The sequence below is a fragment of the Hymenobacter seoulensis genome (assembly GCF_054780535.1).
On record NZ_BAAGWD010000003.1, the window covers coordinates 117,324 to 143,302 of the forward strand.

The 25,979-nt window shown below is 57.5% G+C and carries 20 protein-coding genes; 15 read left to right on the top strand and 5 right to left on the bottom strand.

What is annotated here, in order from left to right; all coding sequences use genetic code 11:
• Window positions 1-23: 23 nt before the first annotated feature.
• A complete protein-coding gene (locus tag ACYVHC_RS14175; protein WP_460614412.1) occupies window positions 24-452 on the bottom strand; it encodes a tellurite resistance TerB family protein in 429 nt (142 codons plus the stop codon).
• Between the two features lie 260 nt (window positions 453-712).
• Here ACYVHC_RS14175 and pfkA point away from each other — a divergent pair, with 260 nt between their 5' ends.
• Both pfkA and ACYVHC_RS14185 read left to right on the top strand, forming a co-directional pair.
• Entirely contained in the window at window positions 713-1,684 is a 972-nt protein-coding gene (pfkA, locus tag ACYVHC_RS14180; RefSeq protein WP_460614774.1) for a 6-phosphofructokinase, read from the top strand.
• A gap of 112 nt (window positions 1,685-1,796) precedes the next feature.
• Window positions 1,797-2,420: a hypothetical protein gene (locus tag ACYVHC_RS14185; RefSeq protein WP_460614413.1), complete on the top strand. Its 624-nt coding sequence runs from the start codon at window positions 1,797-1,799 to the stop codon at window positions 2,418-2,420.
• A gap of 9 nt (window positions 2,421-2,429) precedes the next feature.
• Here ACYVHC_RS14185 and miaA read toward each other — a convergent pair whose 3' ends face one another.
• Together miaA and ACYVHC_RS14195 are read right to left on the bottom strand one after the other, a co-directional pair.
• The gene (gene miaA, locus ACYVHC_RS14190; protein ID WP_460614414.1) at window positions 2,430-3,329 is read right to left on the bottom strand and encodes a tRNA (adenosine(37)-N6)-dimethylallyltransferase; all 900 of its coding nucleotides are present in this window, start codon (window positions 3,327-3,329) and stop codon (window positions 2,430-2,432) included.
• A gap of 65 nt (window positions 3,330-3,394) precedes the next feature.
• Window positions 3,395-4,546, bottom strand: coding sequence for a glycosyltransferase (locus tag ACYVHC_RS14195; protein WP_460614415.1), 1,152 nt, complete (start codon window positions 4,544-4,546; stop codon window positions 3,395-3,397).
• 120 nt (window positions 4,547-4,666) lie between these two features.
• On the opposite strand from ACYVHC_RS14195, the gene ACYVHC_RS14200 reads away from it, so the two are divergent.
• The 5 genes from ACYVHC_RS14200 to ACYVHC_RS14220 all read left to right on the top strand — a co-directional run bounded on the left by ACYVHC_RS14200 (window position 4,667) and on the right by ACYVHC_RS14220 (window position 12,197).
• Complete coding sequence (locus ACYVHC_RS14200; RefSeq protein WP_460614416.1) at window positions 4,667-8,740, top strand: PAS domain S-box protein; 4,074 nt, start codon at window positions 4,667-4,669, stop codon at window positions 8,738-8,740.
• An 84-nt stretch (window positions 8,741-8,824) separates the two neighbouring features.
• On the top strand, window positions 8,825-9,202 hold the full coding sequence (locus ACYVHC_RS14205) for a response regulator (protein ID WP_110978142.1): 378 nt from the start codon (window positions 8,825-8,827) through the stop codon (window positions 9,200-9,202).
• A 119-nt stretch (window positions 9,203-9,321) separates the two neighbouring features.
• A complete protein-coding gene (locus ACYVHC_RS14210) occupies window positions 9,322-10,089 on the top strand; it encodes an MBL fold metallo-hydrolase (protein WP_460614417.1) in 768 nt (255 codons plus the stop codon).
• Window positions 10,089-10,607 (top strand): hypothetical protein, encoded by a 519-nt coding sequence (locus ACYVHC_RS14215; protein ID WP_460614418.1) that lies wholly within the window; start codon window positions 10,089-10,091, stop codon window positions 10,605-10,607. The genes ACYVHC_RS14210 and ACYVHC_RS14215 overlap by 1 nt, the downstream gene beginning before the upstream one ends.
• Window positions 10,608-12,197, top strand: coding sequence for an NFACT RNA binding domain-containing protein (locus tag ACYVHC_RS14220; protein ID WP_460614419.1), 1,590 nt, complete (start codon window positions 10,608-10,610; stop codon window positions 12,195-12,197).
• A 351-nt stretch (window positions 12,198-12,548) separates the two neighbouring features.
• Here ACYVHC_RS14220 and ffh read toward each other — a convergent pair whose 3' ends face one another.
• Window positions 12,549-13,898 (bottom strand): signal recognition particle protein, encoded by a 1,350-nt coding sequence (gene ffh, locus ACYVHC_RS14225; RefSeq protein ID WP_460614421.1) that lies wholly within the window; start codon window positions 13,896-13,898, stop codon window positions 12,549-12,551.
• Window positions 13,899-14,071: 173 nt separating this feature from the next.
• On the opposite strand from ffh, the gene ACYVHC_RS14230 reads away from it, so the two are divergent.
• Window positions 14,072-15,382: a glycosyltransferase family 4 protein gene (locus ACYVHC_RS14230; protein WP_460614422.1), complete on the top strand. Its 1,311-nt coding sequence runs from the start codon at window positions 14,072-14,074 to the stop codon at window positions 15,380-15,382.
• A gap of 1 nt (window position 15,383) precedes the next feature.
• Here the strand turns inward: ACYVHC_RS14230 and ACYVHC_RS14235 are convergent, their stop codons facing one another.
• Complete coding sequence (locus ACYVHC_RS14235; protein WP_460614423.1) at window positions 15,384-17,225, bottom strand: hypothetical protein; 1,842 nt, start codon at window positions 17,223-17,225, stop codon at window positions 15,384-15,386.
• Window positions 17,226-17,409: 184 nt separating this feature from the next.
• On the opposite strand from ACYVHC_RS14235, the gene pseB reads away from it, so the two are divergent.
• The 7 genes from pseB (at window position 17,410) to ACYVHC_RS14270 (ending at window position 25,905) form a co-directional block, all read left to right on the top strand.
• A complete protein-coding gene (pseB, locus tag ACYVHC_RS14240) occupies window positions 17,410-18,429 on the top strand; it encodes a UDP-N-acetylglucosamine 4,6-dehydratase (inverting) (RefSeq protein ID WP_460614424.1) in 1,020 nt (339 codons plus the stop codon).
• 96 nt (window positions 18,430-18,525) lie between these two features.
• Window positions 18,526-19,701, top strand: coding sequence for a PLP-dependent aminotransferase family protein (gene pseC / locus ACYVHC_RS14245; protein WP_460614425.1), 1,176 nt, complete (start codon window positions 18,526-18,528; stop codon window positions 19,699-19,701).
• A gap of 54 nt (window positions 19,702-19,755) precedes the next feature.
• Complete coding sequence (locus ACYVHC_RS14250) at window positions 19,756-20,481, top strand: cytidylyltransferase domain-containing protein (RefSeq protein WP_460614426.1); 726 nt, start codon at window positions 19,756-19,758, stop codon at window positions 20,479-20,481.
• Between the two features lie 50 nt (window positions 20,482-20,531).
• A complete protein-coding gene (gene pseG / locus ACYVHC_RS14255) occupies window positions 20,532-22,061 on the top strand; it encodes a UDP-2,4-diacetamido-2,4,6-trideoxy-beta-L-altropyranose hydrolase (protein WP_460614427.1) in 1,530 nt (509 codons plus the stop codon).
• A gap of 34 nt (window positions 22,062-22,095) precedes the next feature.
• A complete protein-coding gene (gene pseI / locus ACYVHC_RS14260; protein ID WP_460614428.1) occupies window positions 22,096-23,136 on the top strand; it encodes a pseudaminic acid synthase in 1,041 nt (346 codons plus the stop codon).
• Between the two features lie 30 nt (window positions 23,137-23,166).
• Window positions 23,167-24,456 carry a hypothetical protein gene (locus tag ACYVHC_RS14265; RefSeq protein ID WP_460614429.1) on the top strand — a complete coding sequence of 430 codons (1,290 nt, stop codon included), beginning with the start codon at window positions 23,167-23,169 and terminating at the stop codon, window positions 24,454-24,456.
• Between the two features lie 78 nt (window positions 24,457-24,534).
• On the top strand, window positions 24,535-25,905 hold the full coding sequence (locus ACYVHC_RS14270) for a polysaccharide deacetylase family protein (protein WP_460614430.1): 1,371 nt from the start codon (window positions 24,535-24,537) through the stop codon (window positions 25,903-25,905).
• Window positions 25,906-25,979: the final 74 nt, after the last annotated feature.

Consider the following 25,979-nt stretch of genomic DNA (forward strand, 5'->3'; position numbering starts at 1 on the left):
GGCGGTTTGAGCAGCTGTAAGGCCTAGTGTTCCAGGAAGGCCTGTGAGTCTTCTTTGATTTGCTCTTTCGGGAAACCGTCTTTCACGCCCTGTGAGATTTTGCGCACCAATACGCCTACCACATCTTTGCGGAAACCCAACTTCTCGGCCATATCCACACAAAATTCCATTTCCGTATCGTCCACGATGCCATCGGCCAGCATCATATCCACTAGGTCAAAAATCTGGTCAAACCGCTCGGAGTCGTTGTCGGGCAGAACCAGATGCACGGAGCTGGCATTGCCCACAATAGAGCGGACATCTTCGGCGCGCATGCCGTTTTTTTTGCCCACCTGCACAATGAAACTCATTTCCCGCTCGTCAATGTGCCCATCGGCTTTGGCCAGGGCAACCAGGTTCATGATATGGCTTTTGAGCTTTTTGGTTTGCTCATTTTCAAAAAAACCAAACATATCAGCGAGCATTAGGTAGAGTGGGAGGTAGTACGAGCGGAAGCACTACGGCCCCGAGGTGGGGGCCGTACAAGCATTTAGTAAGGTAACCAGAAGCGGCGCAGTACACAATACCCCGATACGCAGCCCGAAAAAAAACAGCTGTCTGGCCAGCCTATTTTATCTTTTACCGGGCAAAGCCTTTACTTTCCCCCGGGATTTGCCACCTTTGCCCGGCCCGGCCATGTCCGGGTTTTTGTTTGAGTACCGAAGAGTTTATGATGAAACGCATTGCAGTTTTCACCAGTGGGGGCGATGCGCCCGGCATGAATGCCTGCATCCGGGCCGTAGTTCGCACGGCCGTGTACCACGGCATTGAAGTATATGGTATCATGCGCGGCTATAGCGGCATGATCAAGGGCGAGTTCGTGAAGCTGGATTCAGCTTCCGTAGCTAATACCATCCAGAAGGGCGGCACCATCCTCAAATCGGCCCGCAGCCAAAAGTTCCTGACCAAGGAAGGACGCCAGCAGGCGTTCGACCAGCTCGTGAACCACGGCATTGATGGCCTGGTGGCCATCGGCGGCAACGGCACCTTCACGGGAGCCACGCTATTTGAGCAGGAGTTCGGCATCCCGACGGTAGGCGCGCCCGGCACCATCGATAACGACCTGTACGGCACCGACTATACCATTGGGTACGATACGGCCGTGAACACCGCCCTCGAAGCCATCGACAAAATTCGCGACACGGCCGACTCGCACGACCGTTGCTTTTTTGTGGAAGTAATGGGACGCGACTCCGGCTACATCGCCATTCCGTGCGCCATTGGCGGCGGGGCCGAAATCGTGATGATTCCGGAAACGCAGATGTCGACGGAAGCCGTCATCGAGAACCTGAAATCGGGCTGGCAGCGCTCCAAAACCTCGTTTCTGGTGGTAGTTGCCGAGGGCGACGAAGAAGGAAATGCTCACTCCGTAGCGAAGCAGGTGAAAGCCGCTATTCCGGAGCTCGACACCCGCGTGACCATTATCGGCCATATTCAGCGCGGCGGCGCCCCCTCGGCTGCCGACCGCATGCTAGGCTCCCAGATTGGTATAGCCGCCGTGGAAGGCCTCATGAACGGTATGCGCAACGTAATGGCCGGCATCATCGACCGCAAACTGGTGTACACCCCCTTCTCCGATACCATTCACAAGAAAAAGCTTATCAACCAGAGCTTTATGCGCATGGTTGAAATCCTGAGCGTATAGTTTTTCGGGTAAGTATTCAGGAAATGCAAATTCCCTGTTGAGGCGTACGGTCTCGGCAGGGAATTTGCATTTCACGATATAGTTCCTTTTCGTCGCTATATTTTTTCTGCTTATGCTCTTTCGTTACGCTTCTGCCATTTTACTAGGCACTCTATTAACGGCAACCTTCTCTTCTGCCCAGGCACAAGATGCACCCCCTACCCCTGCTGCCCACCGTCCGGCCTTGTTCCGGCTGGGGGCTGGCAGCTCACGTAATGGTACCGGCGATTATCCGGTTTTTAAAGGATTTGTTGAGTACGCACCGCAGTTTGGCCAGCACGTGCGCCTAGGGTCGCGGCTGGCCTATATCGGGGGCAATCAGCCGTACTACTTGGATGCAGGCATAGAGCTTGCCGTGCCGCAGTCGTATAGGGCGCTGAATCTGGAGCAAGAGGCTTTTTGGGTACCCTTCGGGGTAAATAAGGTTGTTGAGTTTGGCATTGGGGGCGGCCTAGTAGCGGGCTACTCCAAGCAGGAAACCTTCACCAGTGCCGGCTACAATAGCCAGAGCGGCGCTTACTACTATGAAACCGCCATCGAGGAGGGCTTTCATCTAGGCTACATGGCTTCACTTTATGCAGATCTGGCGCTTACCCAAGACCGCACCTGGCGCATAGGCGGACGGCTGGCCGTGCAGAATGATACCCGTGGCAATATTTTGCCCGGAGCACAACTGCAGCTTAGCCGAGCCTGGTAAGCGCTGCTCCTACCCTGCTGCTAGCTCATCTGGGTGAAACCACTGGTACTCCGGGTCGCGGCGGATCCAGGTGAGCTGGCGCTTGGCGTATCGGCGCGAGTTGCGCTTAAGCAGCCGGACAGCCTCGTCAAAATCATACTGCCCCTCGAAGTAGCCAAACAGCTCCTGGTACCCTACCGTTTGGAGGGCGTTGTGGTGCCGATACGGATACAAAGCGCGGGCTTCGGCTTCAAGGCCCGCAGCCAGCATCTGGTCCATGCGCTGATCAATACGCGCATATAGCTCTTCCCGCTCCCGGCTCAGGGCCACCTTCACCACCTTGAATGGCCTAGGCGCCGATTTGCTGCCGTGGAAAGAGCTGAATGGCTGCCCAGTTGCCCGGCTGATTTCTAAGGCCCGCAGCACCCGTTGTGGGTTTTGCCGGTCGATGCGGGCGTAGGTTACGGGGTCGAGGCGGGCTAGCTCCTGCGTGAGCGGCTCCAGGCCCTGCGCCTCCAGCTCAGCGCGCAGCTGCTGGCGCACCTCCGGTGGTACGGCCGGCAGCTCATCCAATCCATCCGTTACGGCTTGCAGGTACAGGCCGGAGCCACCCGTCAGAATCACTACCTGGTGGCGCTGAAACAAGTCGGCCAGCAGGACCAGCGCATCTTGCTCAAAGCGGCCGGCATTGTACTCCTCCACAATGCTATGCGAGTTGATGAAGTGGTGCGGCACGCCCTGCATTTCTTCGGCAGTTGGCTTGGCAGTGCCAATGGTTAGTTCCCGGAAAAACTGCCGCGAATCAGCCGATACAATTTCCGTATTCAGTTGCTGGGCCAGCCGCACGCACAAGTCCGTTTTCCCCACGGCCGTAGGGCCGGTAATTACCAGCAGCGTAGGGGAAGTAGCGGCCGCCAGGTCAGAGAGCATCAGCAAAGGCACAAGGAAAAGCGTAAAAGAAAGGCGTAGAAAAGACAAAAATACAGCATCTGCTGCTAGCGGCTGCGTTTGAGGCTTTCCTTGTGCTGGCAGGCGGTTACGTCCTTATAGAGGGCTAGCAGCCGGATTGCTTCCTGTTGCCAGTTTAGCTCAAGGCGGGCACGGCGGCAGTTTTCGGCCAGCTGTTGGTAGCGAGCCGCGTCGCCGCCGGGCAGCAGGCGGTTGAGCGCCCGGGCCAGGGTAGCAGGCTCCAGATCGGGCACTAGGTCAGCTACGTCATGCAAGTCATTCAGGGCCCGGTACTCCGGAAAGTCGATGACTACTTGCGGCACGCCGGCATGCAGGTAGTCGAAAAACTTGTTAGCCAGCGAGTAATAGTAGCTCAGCCCCTGGTTTTCCAGCAGCATTACGCCCAGCGTGGCTTGGCGCGTAAGCTGCTGCAGCTCAGCGGGCAGCACATACCCCCGAAACTCAACCTGCCCGCTTTGTACTAGCCCCAGTTCAGCGGCCAAGTCCCGCAGCTTTCCTGACAGGTTGCCTTCGCCGCAGATGACCAGCCGGCCGCGCACTAGGGGCATAGCGCGAAGCAACTGCTCCAGCCCCCGCCCTACATTCAGCGCTCCTTGGTACAGGATAAAGCCATCGGGCGGGGCTGCGGCCGGCGCCGGGGGTAGCATCTCGTCGGTGAGGAGGCTGATGTTCCGGACTACCTCAATCGGCCGGCCGTGGCGCTGCTCCAGCACGCGGGCCAGGGCCGGCCCTACGGTGTAGGCCAGGGAAGCGCGCGGCACAATAAAGTTTTCTACCCACCGCCACAGCCGCTGTACCCGGGGCCGCGCCACTACCTCCGGCACTTCCGTAAACAGTTCATGCGCGTCGTAAACCAACGGCTGGACTCCTAGGCGCGCCCGAAGCCACATGGGCAAAGCGGTGTCCAGGTCGATGGCGCACCAGGCCGCCGCCCGCTGGCCCAGCAAAAACACGCTCAACCGCAGGGTATATTCCAGATAAAAAAGCTTGCCTTGCGTAAAATAACACGCTAGTCGGTGTTGCTGGTACGGCTGAGGCGTGAGCGGCACGGAAGCCGGCCATTCTCTTCCAATTAGCAGCACCTCGTAGCCGGCCTGGGCCAGCGTTCCGCAAATGCGTTGCATCCGCTGGTCGTAGTTCAGGTCAGTCGTAACAGCAAAGACCAGGCGTGTCGACACAGGCAGCAAACAGGTTCCGGTAACGGAACGACGGTAGTTTCAGGAATTGTCGCAAATTTAAGAACTTCATCCGGAGACTAGCCAGGCCCTTGGCTTCCGGTTCCGCGCATTTTTCTTCTCATGAATACAACTCCGAGTACATCGGCATCTCTTCCCGCCCACGGCTCCCGCCTGGCTCCTGACGTGTACCGTGCGCTATTTGAGGAATCGTACGACGGCTTGCTTCTGTATGACGCGCGCGGCATCCTCATCGACTGCAACCAGCAGGCCGTACAGTACCTGGGCACTACTCGCCCCATGTTGCTGGGCACCGGCCTGATGGCTTTTTCCTTTATCCCGGACTCCACAGCCTCTACCCAGCTCGTGTCGGAGCTGCAGCTTCGCGAAAGAATACAGCTGTGCATCGCCACGGGCCAGCGGTTCTCGCATCGATGGAGCGGTCATTCTACCAACAGCACCACCCTGCAGGCCTGGGTAACGCTCAGCCGGCTGAATATCAACGATGAGCCGATGGTGCTGCTCACCCTCCGGGACCTAGCGGTGCCCTCGCCCCTTACGGACAACCGCCCCGACACCCTTAGCCCCGCTGCTCCTATTGAGCACCTCTCTGACTTTTCGCGCGGACAGTTCCGGGATGTGCTCAGCCGAGCTGGCATGGGCTACTTGTTACTGGATTTGGACGCTCGCATTCAGGACGTAAACGAATACTTCTGTGAGCTAACCGGCCGGCCAGCGCCCACGCTCTATGGCCGCGACTACTTTACCCTGTTTGCTCCGGAGCAGGAGCGCGAGCCACGCCGCTACGCCTTCAAAAGAGCTATTGAAGAAGAAGAATTGCAGGATTTCTTTGAGCGCTCCTTGCTCACGATTTCCGGGCAGGGCCGCACCTTTTTCTGGCACTCCGAGTTTGAGCGAGACAACCACGGCGCCATTACCGGCATCTTGTTCGTGGGGCGCGATATCACGGACAAGCAGGTGGCCGTGCGGGCGCTTACCGATAACCGCAACCGCCTTCAAGACTTTCTGGACAATGCCCACGACCTGATTCAGAACCTGAGCATTGATAATCACTTCCTGTTTGTAAATAAAGCCTGGAAGGAAAAGCTGGGCTACGAGGACACCGAACTGCCGCACCTGACCCTGTCGGATGTAGTGCACCCGTACTACAAGGCCAAGCTGCTGTATCAGCTGCGCAACCTCTATAAGGGCGAAAAAGTCAATAAGCTGGAAACCGTTTTCCTGACCAAATCAGGCAAGCCCATTCACCTGATTGGCTCCATCAGCTGCTCCTGGCAGGATAATGAGCCCGTCAGCACCCGCGCCATTCTGCACGACATCACAGACCGCATCAAGGCCGAGCGGTTGCAGAAGGTGTACTATAGCATTGCCAACTTGGCTATCAGCTCCAAAGATTTAAGCTCCCTCTACGGGGCTATTCATCGGGAGCTGAGCAAGATTATCGAGACCAACAACTTTTACATTGCCCTCTGCGATGAAGCCCGCACGCAGCTGCAGTTTGCGTATTTCGTAGACCAGAACTCGCAGGGCGACCAAAACTTAATGGCCCGTCCCTTCTCGTCGGGCGTGTCAGAGTACATTATCCGGACGGGCCGGCCCTTGTACCTGCTCAAGCACGAGCTACAGGAGCTAATTGCCAATGGCACCATCACGGCATATGGCCTGATGCCGGAAGTCATGCTTTGCTCCCCCCTGAGCATTGGCGAGCGAATTATTGGGGTAATTGCCGTACAGGATTATCAGAAAGCCGATGCCTACGCCGCGGCCGACATTGAAATCCTGCACTTCATCTCGAACCAGGTGGCCCTGGCCATTGAGCGCAAGCGCAACGAGGTCCAGATTCAGAAGCAAAACGCCCGACTGAACGCCATTTTTGAAAGCGGCTCGCACTTGATGTGGTCCGTGGATACGCACTCGCGCCTGAGCTCCTTTAACCGCAACTATGCGGCCTATTTCCTGCGCCGTAATGGCGTGTATCCATCCTTGAACATCAACCTCTGGCAAGCCGATGTGGCCCTGATGGATGAGGACGCCCGCAGCGCATTCATTGAAAACTACCGCAAGGCGTTTCAGGGGCATCCGCAGCGCTTTGAGGTACGCCTGCGCGACGCCCGTGGGCAGGATACCTGGCGCGAAATCTACCTCAACCCCATTTACCTCGACGATGGCTCCTTCGAGGAAATTTCGGGCATTGCCCACGACATCACAGAGAAAAAACGCTCGCAGCTAGAGCTGGCGGCGCAGGAAGAAAAATTCCGCGCCATCTTCGAGTCGTTCCAGGATGTGTACTACCGCACCGATGGCACGGGCAAGCTCACCCTGCTCAGCCCATCTGTGCTGGATATGCTAGGTTACGCACCGGAGGAAGTGCTGGGCCGCTACATAGGCGAGTTTTACATGCACCCCGAGCAGCGGGAAACCCTGTTGGAAAGCGTGCGGCAGAACGGCGAGGCCCGCAACTTTGAAATTGCCATGCGCCATAAAGCCGGGCACGCAGTCAGCGTGTTAGTGAACGCCCGCAAGGTAGCCGACGGCGACGGTGGCACGGAAGGTATTGCCCGCGACATCACGGAGATGAAGCAGATGCAGGACGACCTGCGCCAAGCCAAAGAAGCCGCAGAGCAAGCTCTGGAAGCTAAAACGCTGTTTTTGGCTAACATGAGCCATGAGCTGCGCACGCCCATGAACGGTATCATTGGCATGATTGACTTGCTGCACCAAACGGTTTCCTCGGAAGAGCAGGAAGAGTATGTGGATACCCTGCGCAAGTCGTCGGATGCGTTGATGGCTATTCTGAACGATATTCTGGACCTCTCGAAAATTCAGGCAGGTAAGCTGCAGCTTAGTGAGTCGGGCATTGATTTGCACTACACCCTCGATAAGATTCACTCGCTGTTTGCCAACCGGGCCAACCAGAAGCATCTTTCCTTTACCTACCACATCACGCCGCACACACCGCGCTTTATCATTACAGATGAAACGCGCCTGCTCCAGATCCTGAGCAACCTAACCTCCAACGCCATTAAGTTTACGGCGGCGGGTACGGTAAGCGTGATTGTGTCCTCGACGGTGACGGACGGGGAAGAGCACACTCTGCGCTTTGCCGTGCAAGACTCCGGCATTGGCATCTCAGAAGACAACGAAAAACTGCTTTTCACCAACTTCACGCAGCTCGATACCACTCCCACCAAAGCCTTTGGCGGCACCGGGCTGGGGTTGGCCATCAGCAAGCAGCTAGCAGAATTGCTTGGGGGCGAAATTGGGGTGTACTCCAACATCGGTGATGGCTCCACGTTCTGGTTTACCATCCGGTGCCGGGTTGCGCACAACGAGGCCGAGATTGTGCAGGAGCGCCTTACGGCGCGGGAACGGCCGCAGGAGGTGGTTCGCTTTGAAACAGCCCCTAAGGTGCTGCTTGTGGATGATAACCCCATCAACCAGAAGGTGGCTATTCGGCTGCTCGACAAGCTGGGCTGCGACATTGTAGTAGCCTCCGATGGATTTGAGGCCATCAGCCGGGCTACTGCTCCGGATGCGCAATACGATTTGATTTTCATGGATATCCAGATGCCGGAAATGGACGGCGTGACGGCTATGCAGGAAATCAGGCGCCGACTAGGCACCAGCTGCCCGCCCATTGTGGCCATGACGGCATATTCCATGAAGGAAGATGCCGACCGCTTTGTGCAGCAGGGTATGGATGGCTACGTATCGAAGCCGGTGAAAAGCCAGGACTTGTACTCCGTGCTGCGCCAGTGGACATCAAACAAGCCCGTGGTGCTGCCTAACCCCGACCTAGTTGAACACAAAAAAGCGGAAGCTCCGCCCGCCGCCGATATCATTGATATGGAAATAGTGGAGCAGCTGCGGCAGCTAGGCGGGGGCGAGTTTGCAGCCCAACTTTTCACCGATTTTGAGCTCGAAGCCGGGCAGTTACTGTCGGAAGCAGCTACTTTCGTGGAACAAGGCCAATACGAGCAGATTTTGCCACATTTGCACCAGCTGAAAGGCACCGGCTTCACACTAGGCATTCGCTACGTAGCAGAAAGTGCCAAAGCTTTGGAACATGACCTCAAAAATGGCCGTACGGAAACGGTCAAAGAGGATTTTCAAAAGATGCTTGATTACTTTACACAGTTCAAGGCTGTGTACCCTGCCCTGACTCAGGCACTCTGATGTTGGGAAACAGACTATACGTGTGCCCTAACCTGCTGAAACAAACCACACTCTCTCACCGAAATCTACAATCCCTTCTCCCCCATGGCCGACTCTAAAACTATTCTGATTGCCGAAGACAGCTCCGTTATCCTGAACCTGACCAAAAAAATTCTGGAGCTCCAAAAATACCGCATTGTGTCGGCTAAAAACGGCGGCGAGGTTATCAAGCAGGTAGAAAGCCAACCCATCGACTGCGTTCTGATGGACATCAACATTCCGGTAAAGGATGGGATGGAATGCACCCGCGAGATTCGTCGTCATTCGGATCCGCGCATTGCCAAAATCCCGGTTATTGCCATTACCGGCAACGCCAACAATTACTCCATGGAGCAATTCCGTGAGGCGGGCGTAACGGACTACCTGCCCAAACCACTTGACTTTGATGCTCTGGTGCGCGTGGTGAAGCAGTACATTGGTTAATTGATTTAGGGTAGTGGCATTTTAGGGTTGGGGGAGTTGGATGACGTTTAACCAGAGGCTGGTTTACAGCAGAACATCATCTGAGCCCCAAACCCTAAAATGCCAAGACCCTCTCCTTTATGGAAATTACCTTTCTGGGCACGGGCACATCGCAGGGCGTGCCTGTTATTGGCTGCTCGTGTATAGTTTGTCGGTCGGTGGACTACCGCGACAAGCGTCTGCGCGTGTCAGTGCACCTGCAGGTGCAGGGCAAAAGCATCATCATCGATTCGGGCCCCGATTTTCGCCAGCAGGCACTGCGCGAGCACATCCACCACCTAGATGCCCTCGTGTTCACGCACGAGCACAAAGACCATACGGGCGGGCTGGATGACATCAGGGCCTATAACTTCCGGCAACAGCAGGATATGCCTGTGTATGCCGAGCAGCGGGTGCTGGACCAGTTGCGGCGCGAGTACGACTACATCTTTTCCGAAAACAAGTACCCGGGCATTCCGCAGGTACAAACCCATGCCATTACCAGCGACACCGATAGTTTTTGGGTGGAAGGCGTCGAGTTTCAGCCTATTCGGGCGCTGCACTACAAACTACCAGTACTAGGCTTTCGGGTAGGCAACTTTACCTACCTCACGGACGCCAACTACCTTAGCCCAGAGGCCTTGGAGCGGATGCGCGGCTCTGAAGTGATTGTGCTGAACGCCTTGCGTCACGAAAAGCATATCTCGCACTTCACACTGCGGGAGGCGGTGCATATTCTGGAAGACCTAGCTCCTACCCGCGGCTATCTGACGCATATTAGCCACCAGCTGGGCCGCCACCGCGAAACCGAGGCGGAGCTGCCCGACTTTATTAAGCTGGCGTATGATGGGTTACGCATAAAAATCTGATGCTCTTCTTTCCCCGCATTACCGAAGCGTTTTACTCGCCCCTGTCCCCCACCGAGATTCAGGAACGCTTGCAGGATAATTTGGCCGACCCTATTACATGGCGAAGCCTTTTTATTGGGCAGCCCTCCGCTTTTTTTCGCGGTTCCGCCAGTACGGACACTTTTAAACTTCAACGTAATATTAGCTACCGCAATTCCTGGCTTCCCCAGATCACCGGTTGGGTGACACTGCAGCCAGACGGTACATGCAGCGTGGTTCGGGTGTGTCATCGGTTGTCGCATTTTGTTTTGGCCTTCAACCTCGTCTGGCTTGCGTTTGTGAGCATCGGCTTACTGATGAGCTTAAGCAGTTGGTCGTCGAATAAAGAAGCGATGCTTATCCCCCTAGGCATGCTGATTTCCGGGCTGGCCTTGTTTACGTTACCCTTTTGGTTTGAGGTAAGTAAATCCCGGCCCCTGCTAGTTGAGCTATTGGAGTTAGAAGAAGCCGGCATTGCCCGTCAGTCTGTTGTCAAGTAAATGCACACCAACCACTATTTCCTGCGGCAACTAGCGCCAGACCTTACGCAGCAGCTGGCCGGCTATACCGTAGCCACGTGCTTTTCGCAGGAGAAGGATGAGCTGGTAATTGGGCTTACAAACGGGCAACACGAGCTCTGGCTAAAGGCACACCTAGCAGCGGCCGGCCCGTTGCTGGCGCTGCCCGAATCGTTTCATCGGGCCCGGCAGAATTCAGTGGACTTGCTTCCGGATTTACTAGGTCAGATAGTAGCGCAAACCAACGCTTGGCCTAACGACCGGGTGCTGCAGTTTAGCTTTCGGAGTGGCGCTACCCTGGTATTCAAGCTGTACAGCACCCGACCCAACGCTATTTTTCGTTCGGCACCGGGCGCTGCGGCGGAGCTGTTTCACCAGCGCTACACCGCCGATGCGGAATTACTACCCCTACCAGCAACGGCAACCTCTTCTCCCCCGGCAGCACCTGCCGAGCTACCGGCCAACCCACTTAAAGCCTATCCCAGCCTCGGCGACCTGGCCTTGGCCTACCTTCGCACTCATGGCTACGACCCAGCCCCTTTGGAGCAAAAATGGGCACTAGTACGTGAGGTAGTGCACCGCCTAGAGCAGCCGGAAGCCTTCTATATCACGCGCCTGGAGGGCCGCACGCGCTTGAGTTTGCTGCCCGTAGGCGAGGTAGAATTCACGCTGCCAGCTGACGACCCCATTGCGGCGCTTCGGCGGTTTGTGCCGATGCTGCTTAACCGCCGCGCCTACGAGCTAGAAGTCCGGCAAATCAGGCAGCAGCTAGAAAAGCGCGCCGACGAAGCCGCTACTAGTGCCCAGCATGCCCGGCGCCGCCTGCACGACCTGGAGCACACCGTGGGCTACCGCCAAACGGCCGACTTGATTATGGCCCACCTGAGCCAGATTCCGGCCGGCGCCGCGCAGGTGGAGGTCGTGGATTTCTACCAAGATAACCAGCCGCGCATCATCAAGCTCAAGCCCTCCGAAACGCCCCAACGCACCGCCCAAAACCTCTACCGCAAAGCCAAAAACCAGCAAGTAGAAACCAAGGAGCTAAGCGCCCGCGCCGAGCGCCGCGAAACAGATGCTTTTTGGTGCCTGGAGCGCCTGGAGGAACTAGCCGCCCTACCCCCCGACGACCTGCGAAGCTTCCGGCAATGGCGCAAGCAGCACGGCCTCGACCCCGCAGCCGCTGCCAAAGCCACCGCCCAGGAGCTGCCGTTTAAGGTGTTCGAGGATAGCGGCTTTACTATTTTGGTGGGCCGCAATGCCCAAAACAACGACTTGCTCACCCAGCGCTACGCTCATAAAGATGACCTCTGGCTGCATGCCAAAGATGTAACCGGCTCGCACGTGGTTATTCGACAGAAGCCCGGGCAAACCGTGCCGGCGCCTGTGCTGGAGCGGGCCGCCCAGCTGGCTGCCTGGTACTCGCGCCGCAAAAACGACTCGCTCTGCCCCGTCACCTACACGCCCAAAAAGTTTGTGCGCAAGCCCAAAGGCGCCATTGCGGGTCAGGTGGTAGTAGAGCGCGAGAACGTGCTGCTGGTAGTACCCGCCAACCCATTTGAGCGAGAAGGGTAGCAGAAAACGAACAGCAATTGAGCACATGCCAGTTTACTAGGCTCTGCTTTAAGCTGAAGTCTATAAAGTACATGTCATGTCGAGATTGTCATGACAACTCGCTTAACTGAGGTTGCAGGAGCAAACTATCCTAGCGTTCAGTTCCCTACAGACCGTCATTCCTCAACTGCGCTCGGAATGACGGTCTGATGTAGGCATGTAGGACAGTTTACACCTGAAACGGCAGCGCGCTAGATGCTTTAGCTTCGCTCAGCATGACGTTTATTTCCGACGTCATTTTAGATCCGGCTGAGCACAAAAAAGCCCGGACGCAGAAGCATCCGGGCTTTGAGGTTTGAGGCGTTTTGGGGCCTAGCGCAGGGGGCCTTTCATGCCCATCATGCGAGCCATTTGCTGCATACCGCCTTTGGTGGAGCTCATTTTGTTCATGGTGCGCATTACTTTACGCATATCCTCAAACTGCTTCATTAGGTTGTTTACCTGCTGAATATCCGTGCCGGAGCCTTTTGCAAGGCGGCGGCGGCGCGAGCCGTTCAGCAGTTCAGGCTGGGCGCGCTCCTTAGGCGTCATGCTCTTGATAATGGCCTCAATCGGCTTAAAGGCGTCGTCGTCGATTTCCACGTCTTTCATGGCTTTGCCCATGCCGGGGATCATGCCCACCAGATCTTTCAGGTTGCCCATCTTCTTGATCTGCTCCAGTTGGGAGAGGAAGTCGTCGAAGTTGAACTGGTTTTTGCGGATCTTCTGGTTGATGCGCTTGGCTTCCTCCTCGTCGAACTGCTGCTGCGCACGTTCTACCAGCGAGATTACGTCGCCCATGCCCAGGATACGCTGGGCCATACGGTCTGGATAGAACATATCCAGCGCCTCCATCTTCTCGCCCGTCGAGATAAACTTGATGGGCTTTTCTACCACGGCCCGAATGGACAGGGCAGCACCACCGCGCGAGTCACCGTCGAGTTTGGTGAGTACCACGCCATCGAAGTTCAGGCGGTCGTTGAAGGTTTTGGCCGTGTTCACGGCGTCCTGACCCGTCATCGAGTCAACTACGAACAAGGTTTCCGAGGGGTTGATGGCGCGCTTTACGGCCTCAATCTCGTTCATCATCTGCTCGTCCACGGCTAGGCGGCCGGCGGTGTCGATGATGACTACCTTTTTGTTGTTTTTGCGGGCGTAGTCAATGGCGTTCTGCGAAATCTGAACCGGGTTTTTATTCTCCGGCTCCGAGTACACCTCTACCCCTACTTGCTCACCCAACACTTTCAGCTGGTCGATAGCGGCCGGACGATACACGTCGCAGGCTACCAGCAGTACCGTACGGTTTTGCTTTTTGAGGTAGCTAGCCAGCTTACCGGCAAATGTGGTTTTGCCCGAACCCTGCAGACCCGAAAGCAGCACCACAGCCGGCTCGCCTTTGATGACGATATCCTGCTTTTCGCCGCCCATGAGCTGGGTCAGCTCATCATACACGATTTTGGTCATCAGCTGGCCCGGCGACACGCTAATAAGCACGTCGCGGCCCATGGCCTCATCTTTAATCTTGTCGGTTACTTCTTTGGCTACCTTGTAGTTAACGTCGGCATCCACCAGAGCACGGCGGATTTCCTTAACCGTGGCGGCAACGTTGATTTCGGTGATGCTGCCCTGGCCTTTGAGGGTTTTAAAGGCCTTATCAAGCTTGGTACTGAGATTATCGAACATGGAGTCGCAGATTTGCGCTGATTGTCGTGAAATTGCTGAAGCTAGCCCACTCTCGGGAAGAGAGCCTGGGAAAGGCAGAAGGCCTTCGGGGGTTCAGCCTTCAAAAGTAACCAGAAAACCCCGAAAGGCCGCGGCTATGTACCTTCGCGGTTTCATTCCCTCTCGTTCTGCCCGTGTCTGCTGCTCGTCCGCTTCGTTTGCTTGTCATTACCTACTACTGGCCGCCCTCCGGTGGGGCCGGCGTGCAGCGCAGCCTCAAGTTCGTGAAGCACCTGCCTCAGTTTGGAGTAGAGCCAACCGTTATTACCGTCGACCCCGCGCAGGGCGCCTACCCCGTGCTCGACCACTCCTTGGCCGCCGATGTACCGCCCCACGTGCGGGTGTTGCGCACCAGCACCTTTGAGCCCTTTGATAGCTATAAGAAGCTGACTGGTAAGCAAGTTCCCTACGGCGGCTTTGTGGGCGAAAGCAAAACCAGCTTGGTACAGCGCCTCTTCAAGTTTGTGCGCGGCAACGTGTTTATCCCTGATGCGCGGCGCGGCTGGAACCGTTACGTGTTGCAAGCCGTGGCCGACCTAGTAGCCGCCGGCGAGCAGTTTGACGCCGTGCTAACCAGCTCGCCGCCGCACTCCACGCAGCTGATTGGGCTGGAGCTAAAGCGCCGCTACGGGCTGCGCTGGCTGGCCGATATGCGCGACCCCTGGACGGATATTTATTACTATAAAGAGCTGAACCATACGCCACCGGCTCGCTGGCTTGATGCGCGCTACGAGCGCCAAGTGCTGGAACAGGCCGATGCCGTGCTGGTCACCAGCCCCAGCACCAAGCGTCTGTTCAGCGCAAAGTCGGCGCGGATTGTGGCCGAGAAAATTCATGTGCTGCCGAATGGTTATGATGAGGCTGATTTCCGGGAGCCGAGCGCGCCTCCTCCGGATGCCTTACTTATTACCCACACGGGCACTATCTCTGAAACCTACCACATTGAGCAGCTGCTAGCGGCCTGTGCTGAGTGCGCCCGACGCCACCCTCGCGTGCCGCTACGACTGCGCTTCGTGGGCAAAGTATCCGATGGATTGCGGGAACAAGTGGTGGCAGCCGGGTTGCAGAACCGGACGGAGTTTATTCCCTTCGTGCCGCACGATGAGTCGGTGGGCTACCTGCTCCGGAGCACGGTGCTGCTCATGGCCATTCCGGACGTAGCCAACAATCTGGGCATTTTGCCCGGCAAAGTTTTCGAGTACCTGGCCGCCCGCAAGCCCATCCTGTGCGTCGGGCCGGCCGGCTCCGATGCAGACGTTCTACTGCGCGAATGTGGCGCGGGCCAGGCTCTTCCCTACGCTGATTACGCTGCTATGCTAGTCCGGCTGGAGTCGTTGGTAGGCCAGTGGCACTTTAGCCCCAATCTGGACCTAGCGGGGAATGCGCACGAACGGTACTCCCGCCGCGCCCTCACGGAGCAGCTTGCAAAGCTTATTCAGCCCTAACCTACAGCTTTTGCCATAGCCCGCGCAGTTTGCCCGGCACCAGGCTAGCCGCGCGCGCTTTCAGGTCTGTCCAGGTAGAGTGTTCCAGTTGCTGGCCGTGCCACTCGCTAATGGCGGCAGCGAGGCGCTGCGCCAAGGTGCGGTAGTGCTGGCGCTGGTAGTGACGCAGGTTGTTGGTTACGTCGGCGGGCGTTTGCACAAACTCGCGCACATCCAGCACAAAGCAGTTTTCGGCCGAGGCTACAAAGTCAGCTAGCGCGTTATTCATCAGCTGATGCCGCTGCACTGCCCCTTTTTCACCAGAACCAGGCACTTCAACTTCACTGCCATTCAGGAAAAAGATGGGCACGGCAGCCGGCACCTGAGCGCGCAACCACTTTAGGTTGTCTAGGAACCTAGGTGGCGCTAGCTGCCCCCGGCACTCAAACTCCTGCTGAAACCGCCGCAGAAAGGCCTCATCCAGGCCCTGAAAGCGGCGCTGGGCATACTTGGCAGCTTGGGCGGCTGGCTCCACCGTGGTCAGATCTTGGTACCCACCGAAGGGTATTTCGAGGCCAGTGGCTTTTTCGCGGTACAGCTCCTGGGTATAATCCATCAGCGGACTGTACACCAGCACGTCGTAGCCATCGTTCCAGAGCTGGGTTTCAAAGGCTTCGCGGCCTAGGAAAGGCAGCTGAGAAGCTAAACGTTGCTGCTCAGCCGCCGGCCACTCCTTGCTGGCTCGCAGCAGCGCCGTATGTTCCAGATGCACCGGAATCTGGTGCTCATTATTAAAGTTGAATTCCTCGGTTACGTCCAGCGCAAACGCCTGCAAAAACGGCGTGAGCTGGCCCAGGTCGCAGCCGCCCTTCAGCAGCACGCGCAGGCGGCTGCCCGAGGGGTTGGCGGTCGGTGCGGGGGTAGTCCGCTGCTCTATCGTAATCCAGTCGGGGCGCTCGGTGTGGTTAAGCTCGGTGGCTACTTCTCCTTGTACCGTTAGTTCCGGAAAGCCTAGGTGGGCATACGTGAACTGCTCAATACCCAGGTGCAGAATCCGGCAGGAAAACACCATCTGCTCTAGCTGCTTAGTAGCTTGGTTCAGGCAATACACCCCAACCAAGCCGTAGTCGCCGAAATTGTCTTGCACACGCACCGTGCCCCAGCGAAGTTTTGGGTCTTGGAAGCTGGTGGCCAGCTCCTCTTGGCTGACGCGGCGTTTGGTAAAATTGAGCTGATTAGAGCGGTTGATTAGTTCTTCCACCCTAGCCAAATCGGGCACCGTAGTGGCGCCTTCCCGGAACTCAATGCGCACCTGGGCATCGCGCAGAAAGGCCAGGTTGTCATCATATTGGGTACGGGCCTGCTGCTGGCGCTCCAACAGCTTATATTGCTCCAAGCGCGAAAACGTAGGGTCAGGCTTGCCGGTTTGCCGCAGCTGAGGGGCTAGTAACACGAGGTCGGCGGGGTCGGCTACTTGCAGCTGGGGGTTATAGTAGTGCGCTTCGGCCCTATTGATAGGGTTATCATCCAAAAATAGCGCGTTGGGCGCCCGCAGTTGCATTTGCTCCAGCAGCTGCTTGATAATCGGGCCTTTGGGTTGCCAGCTGATCTGGGGAAACACAAACAGGTCGCGGATGCCCAGCTCTATTAGCTTCGCCTCGGCGGGTGCAAAATCATTTTTACTAACGATGGTATGGACTATGCCCCGCGCGGCCGTGTCGCGCACGAGCTGCAGGTTTTCTTCCAAGGCCTCCACCGCGCCTTCCGAAAGCGTGCCTTTCCAAAACGTATCATCTAAATCCCAGATGATAACTTTAATGGGAGAGTTAGGTGAAAGGTGGGCGGTGCCAGTTGCCAAATCCATTGCTACGAAACTAGGGTGTGCGTTGCCAGGCGGCAGCCTCAGCAGCCCATCCGGAAACAAACTGATAACCGGCGCCGCACTACTGCCAACTGAACATCGGCAAAACTACGCAAGCTCCCGGCGGAATGCATACTTTTGTTCCCCTTACTCCGGCTGGCGCAGTTGCTGGCTTTGCTTTCCCCTTATGGCCCTCGACCTCAACAATAAATCCATTCTGGTAACCGGCGGCACTGGCTCGTTCGGCAAGAAGTTCGTGCAAACGGTGTTTGAGAAATTCCCGCAGGTAAAGCGCCTCGTGATTTACTCCCGCGACGAGCTCAAGCAGTACGAAATGTCGCAGGTATTTCCGAACGCGAAATACCCCGCCATTCGCTACTTTATTGGCGATGTGCGCGACGGCGAGCGGCTGAAGCGGGCCTGCGAAGGCATTGATGTGATTGTACACGCCGCTGCCCTCAAGCAGGTGCCGGCCGCCGAGTACAACCCCATGGAGTGCATCAAAACCAACATCTTCGGGGCCGAAAACGTGATTAACGCCGCCCTCGACTGCGGCGTAAAGGACGTGGTAGCCCTCAGCACCGATAAAGCGGCCGCGCCCATCAACCTGTACGGCGCCACCAAGCTGTGCTCTGATAAGCTGTTTGTGGCCGCCAACAACATGAAGGGCTCCCGCGACCTGCGCTTTTCGGTGGTGCGCTACGGCAACGTAATTGGCTCACGCGGCTCTGTAGTGCCGTTTTTCTTGCAGCGCCGCGCTTCGGGCGTGCTCCCTATCACGCACCCCGACATGACGCGCTTCAATATCTCGTTGGAGGAAGGCGTGGACCTGGTGCTGTATGCGCTGGAGCACAGCTGGGGCGGCGAAATTTTCGTGCCTAAGATTCCGAGCTACAAAATCACGGAAGTAGCCAAAGCTATCGGCCCCGACTGCCGCCAGGAGATTGTGGGCATTCGGCCTGGTGAGAAGCTGCACGAGGCCATGATTACCGAAACCGATGCCCTGAGCACTGTGGAGCTGGACCGCTACTACGTGATTCTGCCCTTTACCCCGCGCTGGGATGTGGATGACTTCATTCGGCACTTCAACGGTAAACGCGTGGACTCCGGCTTCTACTACGACTCCTCCAATAACACTGAATGGCTTTCCGCCGAGCAGATTCGAAAGGAAATCCGCCTGCACGTCGACGAAACGTTTGAAGCGTAAGAGTGTTTCTACGTAAAGCTCAACGGCCGCTTCCCATAGGAGGCGGCCGTTGTTGTGTTCTAATGTTGCCTTGGCTGCTGTACCTTTGAAACTACCATGAGCGTATCTGCCTTCACCCCTACCCGCCCCATCGCCTACGGCCGCCAGCAAATAACCCCCGAAGATGTGCAGGCCGTCACGGAAACTCTGTACTCCGACTACCTCACGCAGGGGCCTAAAGTGGCGGAGTTTGAGGAGAAGTTTGCGGCATATGTGGGGGCCAAGTATGCAGTAGCGGTGGCCAATGGTACGGCAGCGCTGCATTTGTGTGCCCTGGCGCTGGGTGTACAGCCCGGCCAGCGCGTTATCACTACGCCCATCACCTTTTCGGCCTCGGCTAACTGCGTGCGCTATTGCGAGGGCGAGGTGCATTTCGCTGATATCGACCCTACTACCGCGCTGATTGACCTGAAGGCGGTGCGCCGGTTGTTGGAAAGCCATCCGAAAGGTTATTTCCAGGGCCTGATTCCGGTAGATTTTGCCGGGCTACCCGTAAATCTGGAAGAAGCCCGCCAACTGGCCGATGAGTTTGGCCTCTGGATTATTGAGGACTCCTGCCACGCCCCCGGCGGCTTTTTCACCGATAGCCAGGGCCAGAAGCAGCGCTGCGGCAATGGGAAGTTTGCGGAGCTGGCCATCTTCAGCTTTCACCCCGTGAAGCACATTGCTACCGGCGAAGGCGGCATGATTACCACCAACCGCGCTGACCTCTACGAGCATCTGCTGCGCCTGCGCACCCACGGCATCACGAAAGACCCTGCCCAACTGCACAAAAACGAGGGTGGCTGGTACATGGAAATGCAGGAGCTCGGCTACAATTACCGCATGCCCGACATGCTGTGCGCGCTGGGTATCAGCCAGCTTACCCGCGCCGACGAAGGGCTCGCACGCCGTCGGGAGCTAGCAGCCCGCTACGATGCGGCCTTTGCTGGCATGCCGGGCGTACGCACGCTTCTGCCAGCTGCCGGCCATGCCTATCACCTATATGTGATTCAGATAGCGGACCGCAAAGGCTTGTATGATTTCCTGCGCGAGAAGCAGATTTTTGCCCAGGTGCACTACATTCCGGTGCATACCATGCCCTACTACCAGGAGTTAGGCTGGCAACCCGGCGACTTTCCGCTGGCTGAAACCTACTACGCCCATTGCCTTAGCATTCCGCTGTTCCCAAGCCTCACCGACGAAGAGCAGGACTATGTGGTTAGCTGCATCCAGGAATTCACGGCCAACTAATTCAACAACCACGCTCGAAGTCAACTTCTGGCGCTGCTTCAACTTATAGTATTCTTGAAAAAAGTCGGCATCATTTCCCAGGCACGCCTCACGAACACGCGCCTACCGGGCAAAGTCCTGCGCGAAGCGGCGGGGCGGCCGCTGCTGGATTACCACCTGGCCCGGTTGGCATGGAGCAGCTTGCCTATTTACCTGGCCATTACGGAGAACAGCACCGACAACCCGTTAGCAGACTACGCTCGGGAGCATAATATACCTTACACCCGCGGCTCGGAAGATGACGTGCTAGCCCGCTTTCAGCAGTGCGCCCACGAGCATGAGCTAGACGTACTTGTGCGCGTAACCTCCGACTGCCCCTTGCTGGATGGGCGGCTTATTGCGGAAGCGGTGCAGCAGTACGTGTCGGCCAATAATCCGCGCCTCTACCTCTCCAACGTATTGGAAAGAACCTTTCCCAGGGGGTTTGATTTCGAGGTGTTTTCGCGGGAGCTACTCGAGGAAGCGCACCAGCACGCTACCCTGCCCAGCGACCGGGAACACGTGACACCTTACCTCAACCAAAACCGCTCGGGCCAGGTTGAAATTCAACATATTCGCCGTGCCACCGACCGCAGCAATTACCGCCTTACGGTGGATACGCCCGAAGATTTTGCGCTTATCAAAACTCTGATTGAAGACCATCAGGCAGCCACGCTTTCTGCGGATGAACTGATTTATCTACTTGATCAGCACCCCGAGTTAGTGGCGCTGAATGCCCACATTGAGCAAAAGAAAATCTGATTTACGGGCCCTGACCTGCTGATTCGGGCGCGAGTTTCTACTTTCGGGCCATGGAAACATCAGCGCCTTCTCATCCTATTCCGAGTACTGCACCTGCGCCGCGCCTCCTGCTGCGGGCCGATGGCAACTCCCGAATCGGGTTGGGCCATGTTATGCGGCTAGTGGCGCTAGCCGAAATCCTGCGGCCCGATTTTATAGAGCAAATATTCCTAATTCGGGAGCCAGATGCGGCGCTGGTGCAGCAGCTTTCGGCAGCTGGGCTAGAGGTACGGGAGCTACCCAACCAACCGTTGCCAGAGGAAGCAGCGGCGTTGGTTAGGCAGGAGCTCCGGCCTAGTGATGTGCTGGTGCTAGATGGCTACGATTTTCGGTATGATTACCAGAATACCGTGCGCGGAGCCGTAGCCCGGTTGGTATATATAGATGATTTGCACGGGTTTCCGCTCGCCGCCGACCTAGTACTGAACCCGGCCGGCTGCCTTACTTCCCGCCAGTATGAGCTGCGCCAGCCCGGCGCTATCCTGTTGAGCGGACCAGCGTTTGCCCCGCTGCGAGCCGCGTTTCGCGCTGCTGACGCTCCCATGTCGGCCCCCCGCCCCGATACCGTATTAGTGTGCCTGGGCGGCGCCGACCCCACCCACCAAACGCAACGCGTAGCGGCTGAACTGCTGGCCTTGCCTTCCATCCGGCAGGTGCACGCGGTGGTAGGCAGCGCCTACCGGGGCTGGGAAAGCCTGAGCGCCTGGGCCGAAGAGCAGCCTAGGCTCCTGCTACACCGCAACCTCTCGGGCCCGGAGCTAGCGGTCCTGATGCAGCAGTGCGGAGCCGCAGTCTGCTCGGCCAGCACCGTCAGCTATGAATACGCGGCGGCAGGGGGCGGCTTGCTTTTCCTGCTTCGGGTGGCGGATAATCAGGCAGACATCGACCGCAGCCTGCGCGAAACTGGCCTGGCACTGCCCTTTACCGCCGCCGCTAATGTACTGACCTCGCCCGAGGCCGAGCGCATCGCCAGCCGTATGCGGGAGCAGCAGCGGCGCGTGTTCGATGGCCAAGCGCCAACCCGGCTGCGGCAGGAATTCAGGGCGCTGCTGCTGCCGCCGGCTCCGTTTTACCTGCGCCCCGTTACCGCCGCTGACTCTGACCAGCTACTAGCCTGGACCAACGAGCCAACCGTGCGGCAGTATTCCTTCAACCCCAATCCCGTAGCGCCCTCCGACCATGAGCAGTGGTTGGCGGCTCGCCTTCACGACCCTAACTCATTGCTGCTGCTTGCCCAGGATGCGGCGTCAGGCCGGCCGGCTGGCTTAATTCGGTTTGCAGTGGAAGGCGAATCGGCAACGCTGAGCTATTTACTGGATGCGCATTTCCGAGGCAAAGGATTGGCCCCGCTGCTGCTGCTGGCGGGCACTCGGCGCCTAACTGAATATTTTCCGGCCGTGCGCCAGATACTAGGGCATGTGCAAGCGGCAAACGTGGCGTCGGTGCGGGCCTTTGAACGAGTTGGCTTTCAGCGGCACCCTAGCGAGCCGGGCACGGAGGGGCAGCTAAGTTTTGTGTGGCAGGCCCACGGCACGGTTTAGCGAGTATCCACGGCGCAGTTCGTATTTTTGCCCCATGCAGTTCTCCATTGGCTCCCGCCTGATTGGCCCCGATCAGCCCCCGTTCATTATTGCCGAGCTAAGCGGCAACCACAACCAAGACCTGAACCGAGGCCTGGCCATTGTAGATGCTATGGCCGCGGCCGGCGCCCACGCCATCAAGCTCCAAACTTACACCGCCGATACCATGACCCTGCCCGGGGCCTACCGCATCGACGACCCCAACTCCCTGTGGTTTGGCCGGGAACTGCATGAGCTCTACCAAGAGGCCCACACGCCCTGGGAGTGGCACAAACCCCTGTTTGACCGCGCCCGGGAGCACGGCATGCTAGCCTTCAGCTCGCCCTTCGATGAAACTGCCGTCGACTTTCTGGAAACGCTGGACGTACCGGCGTATAAAATTGCCTCCTTCGAGAACACCGACTGGCCGTTGCTGCGCCGCGTGGCCGCTACGGGCAAACCGGTTATCATGAGCACAGGAGCTAGTACGCTGGCCGAGGTGGCCGAAGCTGTGCAGGTGCTGCGCGAAGCCGGTTGCCGCGACCTAGTCCTGCTGAAGTGCACCAGCACGTACCCCGCCACGCCTCAGAATACCAACCTGCGCACCCTCCCGCACTTTCAGCAGCTTTTCCCCGATGCGTTGGTGGGCCTCTCCGACCACACCATGGGCGTAGGAGCCGCGGTGGCTGCCGTGGCGCTAGGTGCCTGCGTGGTAGAAAAGCATGTAACCTTGCGCCGCGCCGATGGCGGCGTGGATTCGGCTTTTTCTCTGGAGCCCGAGGAAGTAGCCCAGTTGGTTACCGAAACCGAGCGGGCCTGGCAGGCACTGGGCCACGTGCAGTACGGCGTGCAGCGGGCCGAGGAGAAAAGTCGCCTGTACAAACGCTCATTGTATGTAGCGCAGGACATTCGGGCCGGCGAAATATTTACCAAGGAGAACCTGCGCGTTGTGCGCCCCGGCGACGGCCTGCCACCCCGCTACTACGACCAGCTACTAGGCAAACCCGCACGCCAGAACCTGAGCGCCGGCACGGCCCTCACCTGGGACGCGCTGTAGCAAACGGGCCCGTCGCTAGTTCTCTGTTCCATGCCTTCTCCCGCCGTTTCCCGCCTGCGCGACATCCTGCAGCTGCGCTTCACCGACCTGTTTGCCTCGCTGCCGGCCCATATGCTGGAACCCATTTCGCCGGCGAGCCTCTGGAAACGGCTAGCGAAGGTGGCGGGCTATACTGGCCTGCGGCTGGTTGGCAACATGTTTCGGAAGGTGCGCAACCCCGAGCAACTCCAGGGCCGGGTGTGGCTGTATGTGGTGAGCCAGAACAACTACGACGCGCTGCACTTCATCCACGAAGCCCGACCCGACACGGTGCTGGTAGCCGGCCAAAGCAAACAGATTGGCCGCTACAACGGGCTAGTAAACCGACTTTCTCTGCGCCGGAAGCTGCTGTATTATGGGCAGTTCCCTAGGGTGTACATGGGCCTGAAGCGGACAGAAGGCTGGAAGGCCTGGCGGTTTTTCGACCTGATTTTTAACGCCATTGGCTACTACGAGGTGTACTGCCGGGCGTTGCGCCAGTATAAGCCCCGGGCCGTCATCTTCGCCAACGACCACAACGACGACTCCCGCGCGCTGCTGCTGGCGGCCCGCACCTGCGGCGTGCCCACGGCCTATGTGCAGCACGCCAGCGTCAGTACGGCTTTCCCACCTCTGAGCTTTGAGTTGAGCTTGCTCGAAGGCCAGGATTCCTTGGATAAATACCGTCAGTGCGGTCCGGTGTTGGGCCGAGCTGAACTGGTGGGCATGCCTAAAGCTGATGCCTTTCTGGCCCGCAAAAACCAGCAGCCCCGCGTGCAGCGGGTTGCTATTGCCTGCAATGCCCTTGATGAAACCCAGGCCATTGCCGACACTATTGAATATCTGCTGCACGAATTTCCGGACCTACGCTTCACCTTCCGCCCTCACCCCGGCGACCCGCGCGACTTTTCATTTTTGAGGGCGCAGCACCCCCGCCTACTATTTTCCGATGCGCGCCAGCAAAACGTGTTTGAGTTTCTGACGGAGCACGATGCCTTGATTGCCGCCGACACGAGCACCCATCTGGAAGCAACCCTATTGAATCTGGCTAGTATGTACTTCCGCTTTGGTGAGCACAGCATGGCCATTGATTACTACGGCTACGTGGCACATGGGCTGGTGGAACATGCCCGCACGTTGGCGGAACTTGCGGGGCTACTGCGCGGCTACCACCAGCATAAGCCCACCGATTTGTACCAACGTGCAGCTTACTACAACGCTACCTTGGGCACCCCGGACGAAGGCCACAGCCAGCAACGCACTTTGCGCCTGCTCGAGGAGTGGCTTACTGAACAAGCCTAATACAGGTCAGCGCTCTTTACAGAAAGCTTGTGAGCATCAGCCGGAATTGCCGTCTGCAAATCTGCTATACTTGCTGCCATGCCTGTTCCTGCCTTCCTAACGCCAATAGCTCCGGTTCCGGCAGAGACCCGGCTGGCCTACGTACTTCGTCACTTTCGACTGGCTTACGAGAACGTGCCGGCTATTACTATCGGCTATGGCCCGAACGAGCTACAAATCAGGATAACTGATGGCGCCGGCACTTTTTTCAACGAAACAGCCCCATATCCACAGTCCCCCACCATGCGGGAGTGGCTAGGTCAAAAAGTACCGTTTTTCTTTGATGCGGAGCCCGAGAAGTCATTGCTAGAACTACTCCCAGAAGGGCGTGCCATAATTCAGGCTGACATCATCTCCGCTGCCTTTTACCTGCTCAGCGGCTGGCAAGAATACTACTCGGAGGAGCGCGACCAGCACGGTCGGTTTCCCTTTGCGGCCAGCGTGCAGCACCGCTATGGTTTCGTGACGGTGCCGGTGGTGAATTACTATTTTGACGTGCTGAAAACAGCTGTAGAGCACGTTACGGGCCAACGCTTGCTGCCGCGCCGCTGGACCAACGAGGCCACCTGGGCCGCCTTCATCACCCACGACATCGACAACCTGTACAGCGCCTGGAAAGAACCCGCCAAAGCCTCCCTGCGCCGCCACGACTGGCTAGGCTTCGGGCGGCAGTTATGGAGGCACCTCACTACCCCCGATGCCTGGGACAACCTAGCCGACGTGCAGCAAATCGTGGCCAGTTACGGTGCCAAAAGCACGTTCTTTTTCTTGCCCGAGCACCGAAAAGCCGCCAAAGGCACAGCTAATGCAGATTACCATTTCCATCGAATTAGCAATTCAGTAAATGAATTAATGAAAGTCGGGGCCGAAATAGCACTTCATGGCAGCCTTGGAACCTCGAACCAATTGGACCAGCTCTTAGATGAAGCTGCACATATTCGTCAACTTGAGCAACCAAGCCAAGGGCTGCGTTTCCATTATTTAAGCTGGGAACCGCGCGCTACTCCTGCATTGGTTGATGAGTTGTTTTCTGCCTATGATTCGACGCTAGGGTTTGCCGAGCATTTTGGCTTCCGCAACTCCTATTGCTTGCCATTCCATCCATTCAACTTTGCGGCCGCTGAAGCCTACGTTTTCCTGGAAATACCGCTGAACGTAATGGATGCCACGCTACACCACCCCCGCTACTTGCAGCTACAGCCCGAAGAAATACTACCAGCTCTCACACCGATGCTGCAGGAAGTTGAGCGGTTTGGGGGCGTGTGCACCGTGCTCTGGCACAACGAGAACTTCGACCCCGCCAACGAAACAACCGGCCCGCGCCAGTTCGCCGAAATCATGGAGTACCTTCGCAGCCGCGCCGTGGCTTTCGTTAATGGCCACGATATCGTCGGGATGATGGATTCTTGATTTACCACAGACGCCCTTCTAAGGGCCTATTACACTAGGTCCGCTAGAGCGTCAAACCCATTTTCTCCCCACTT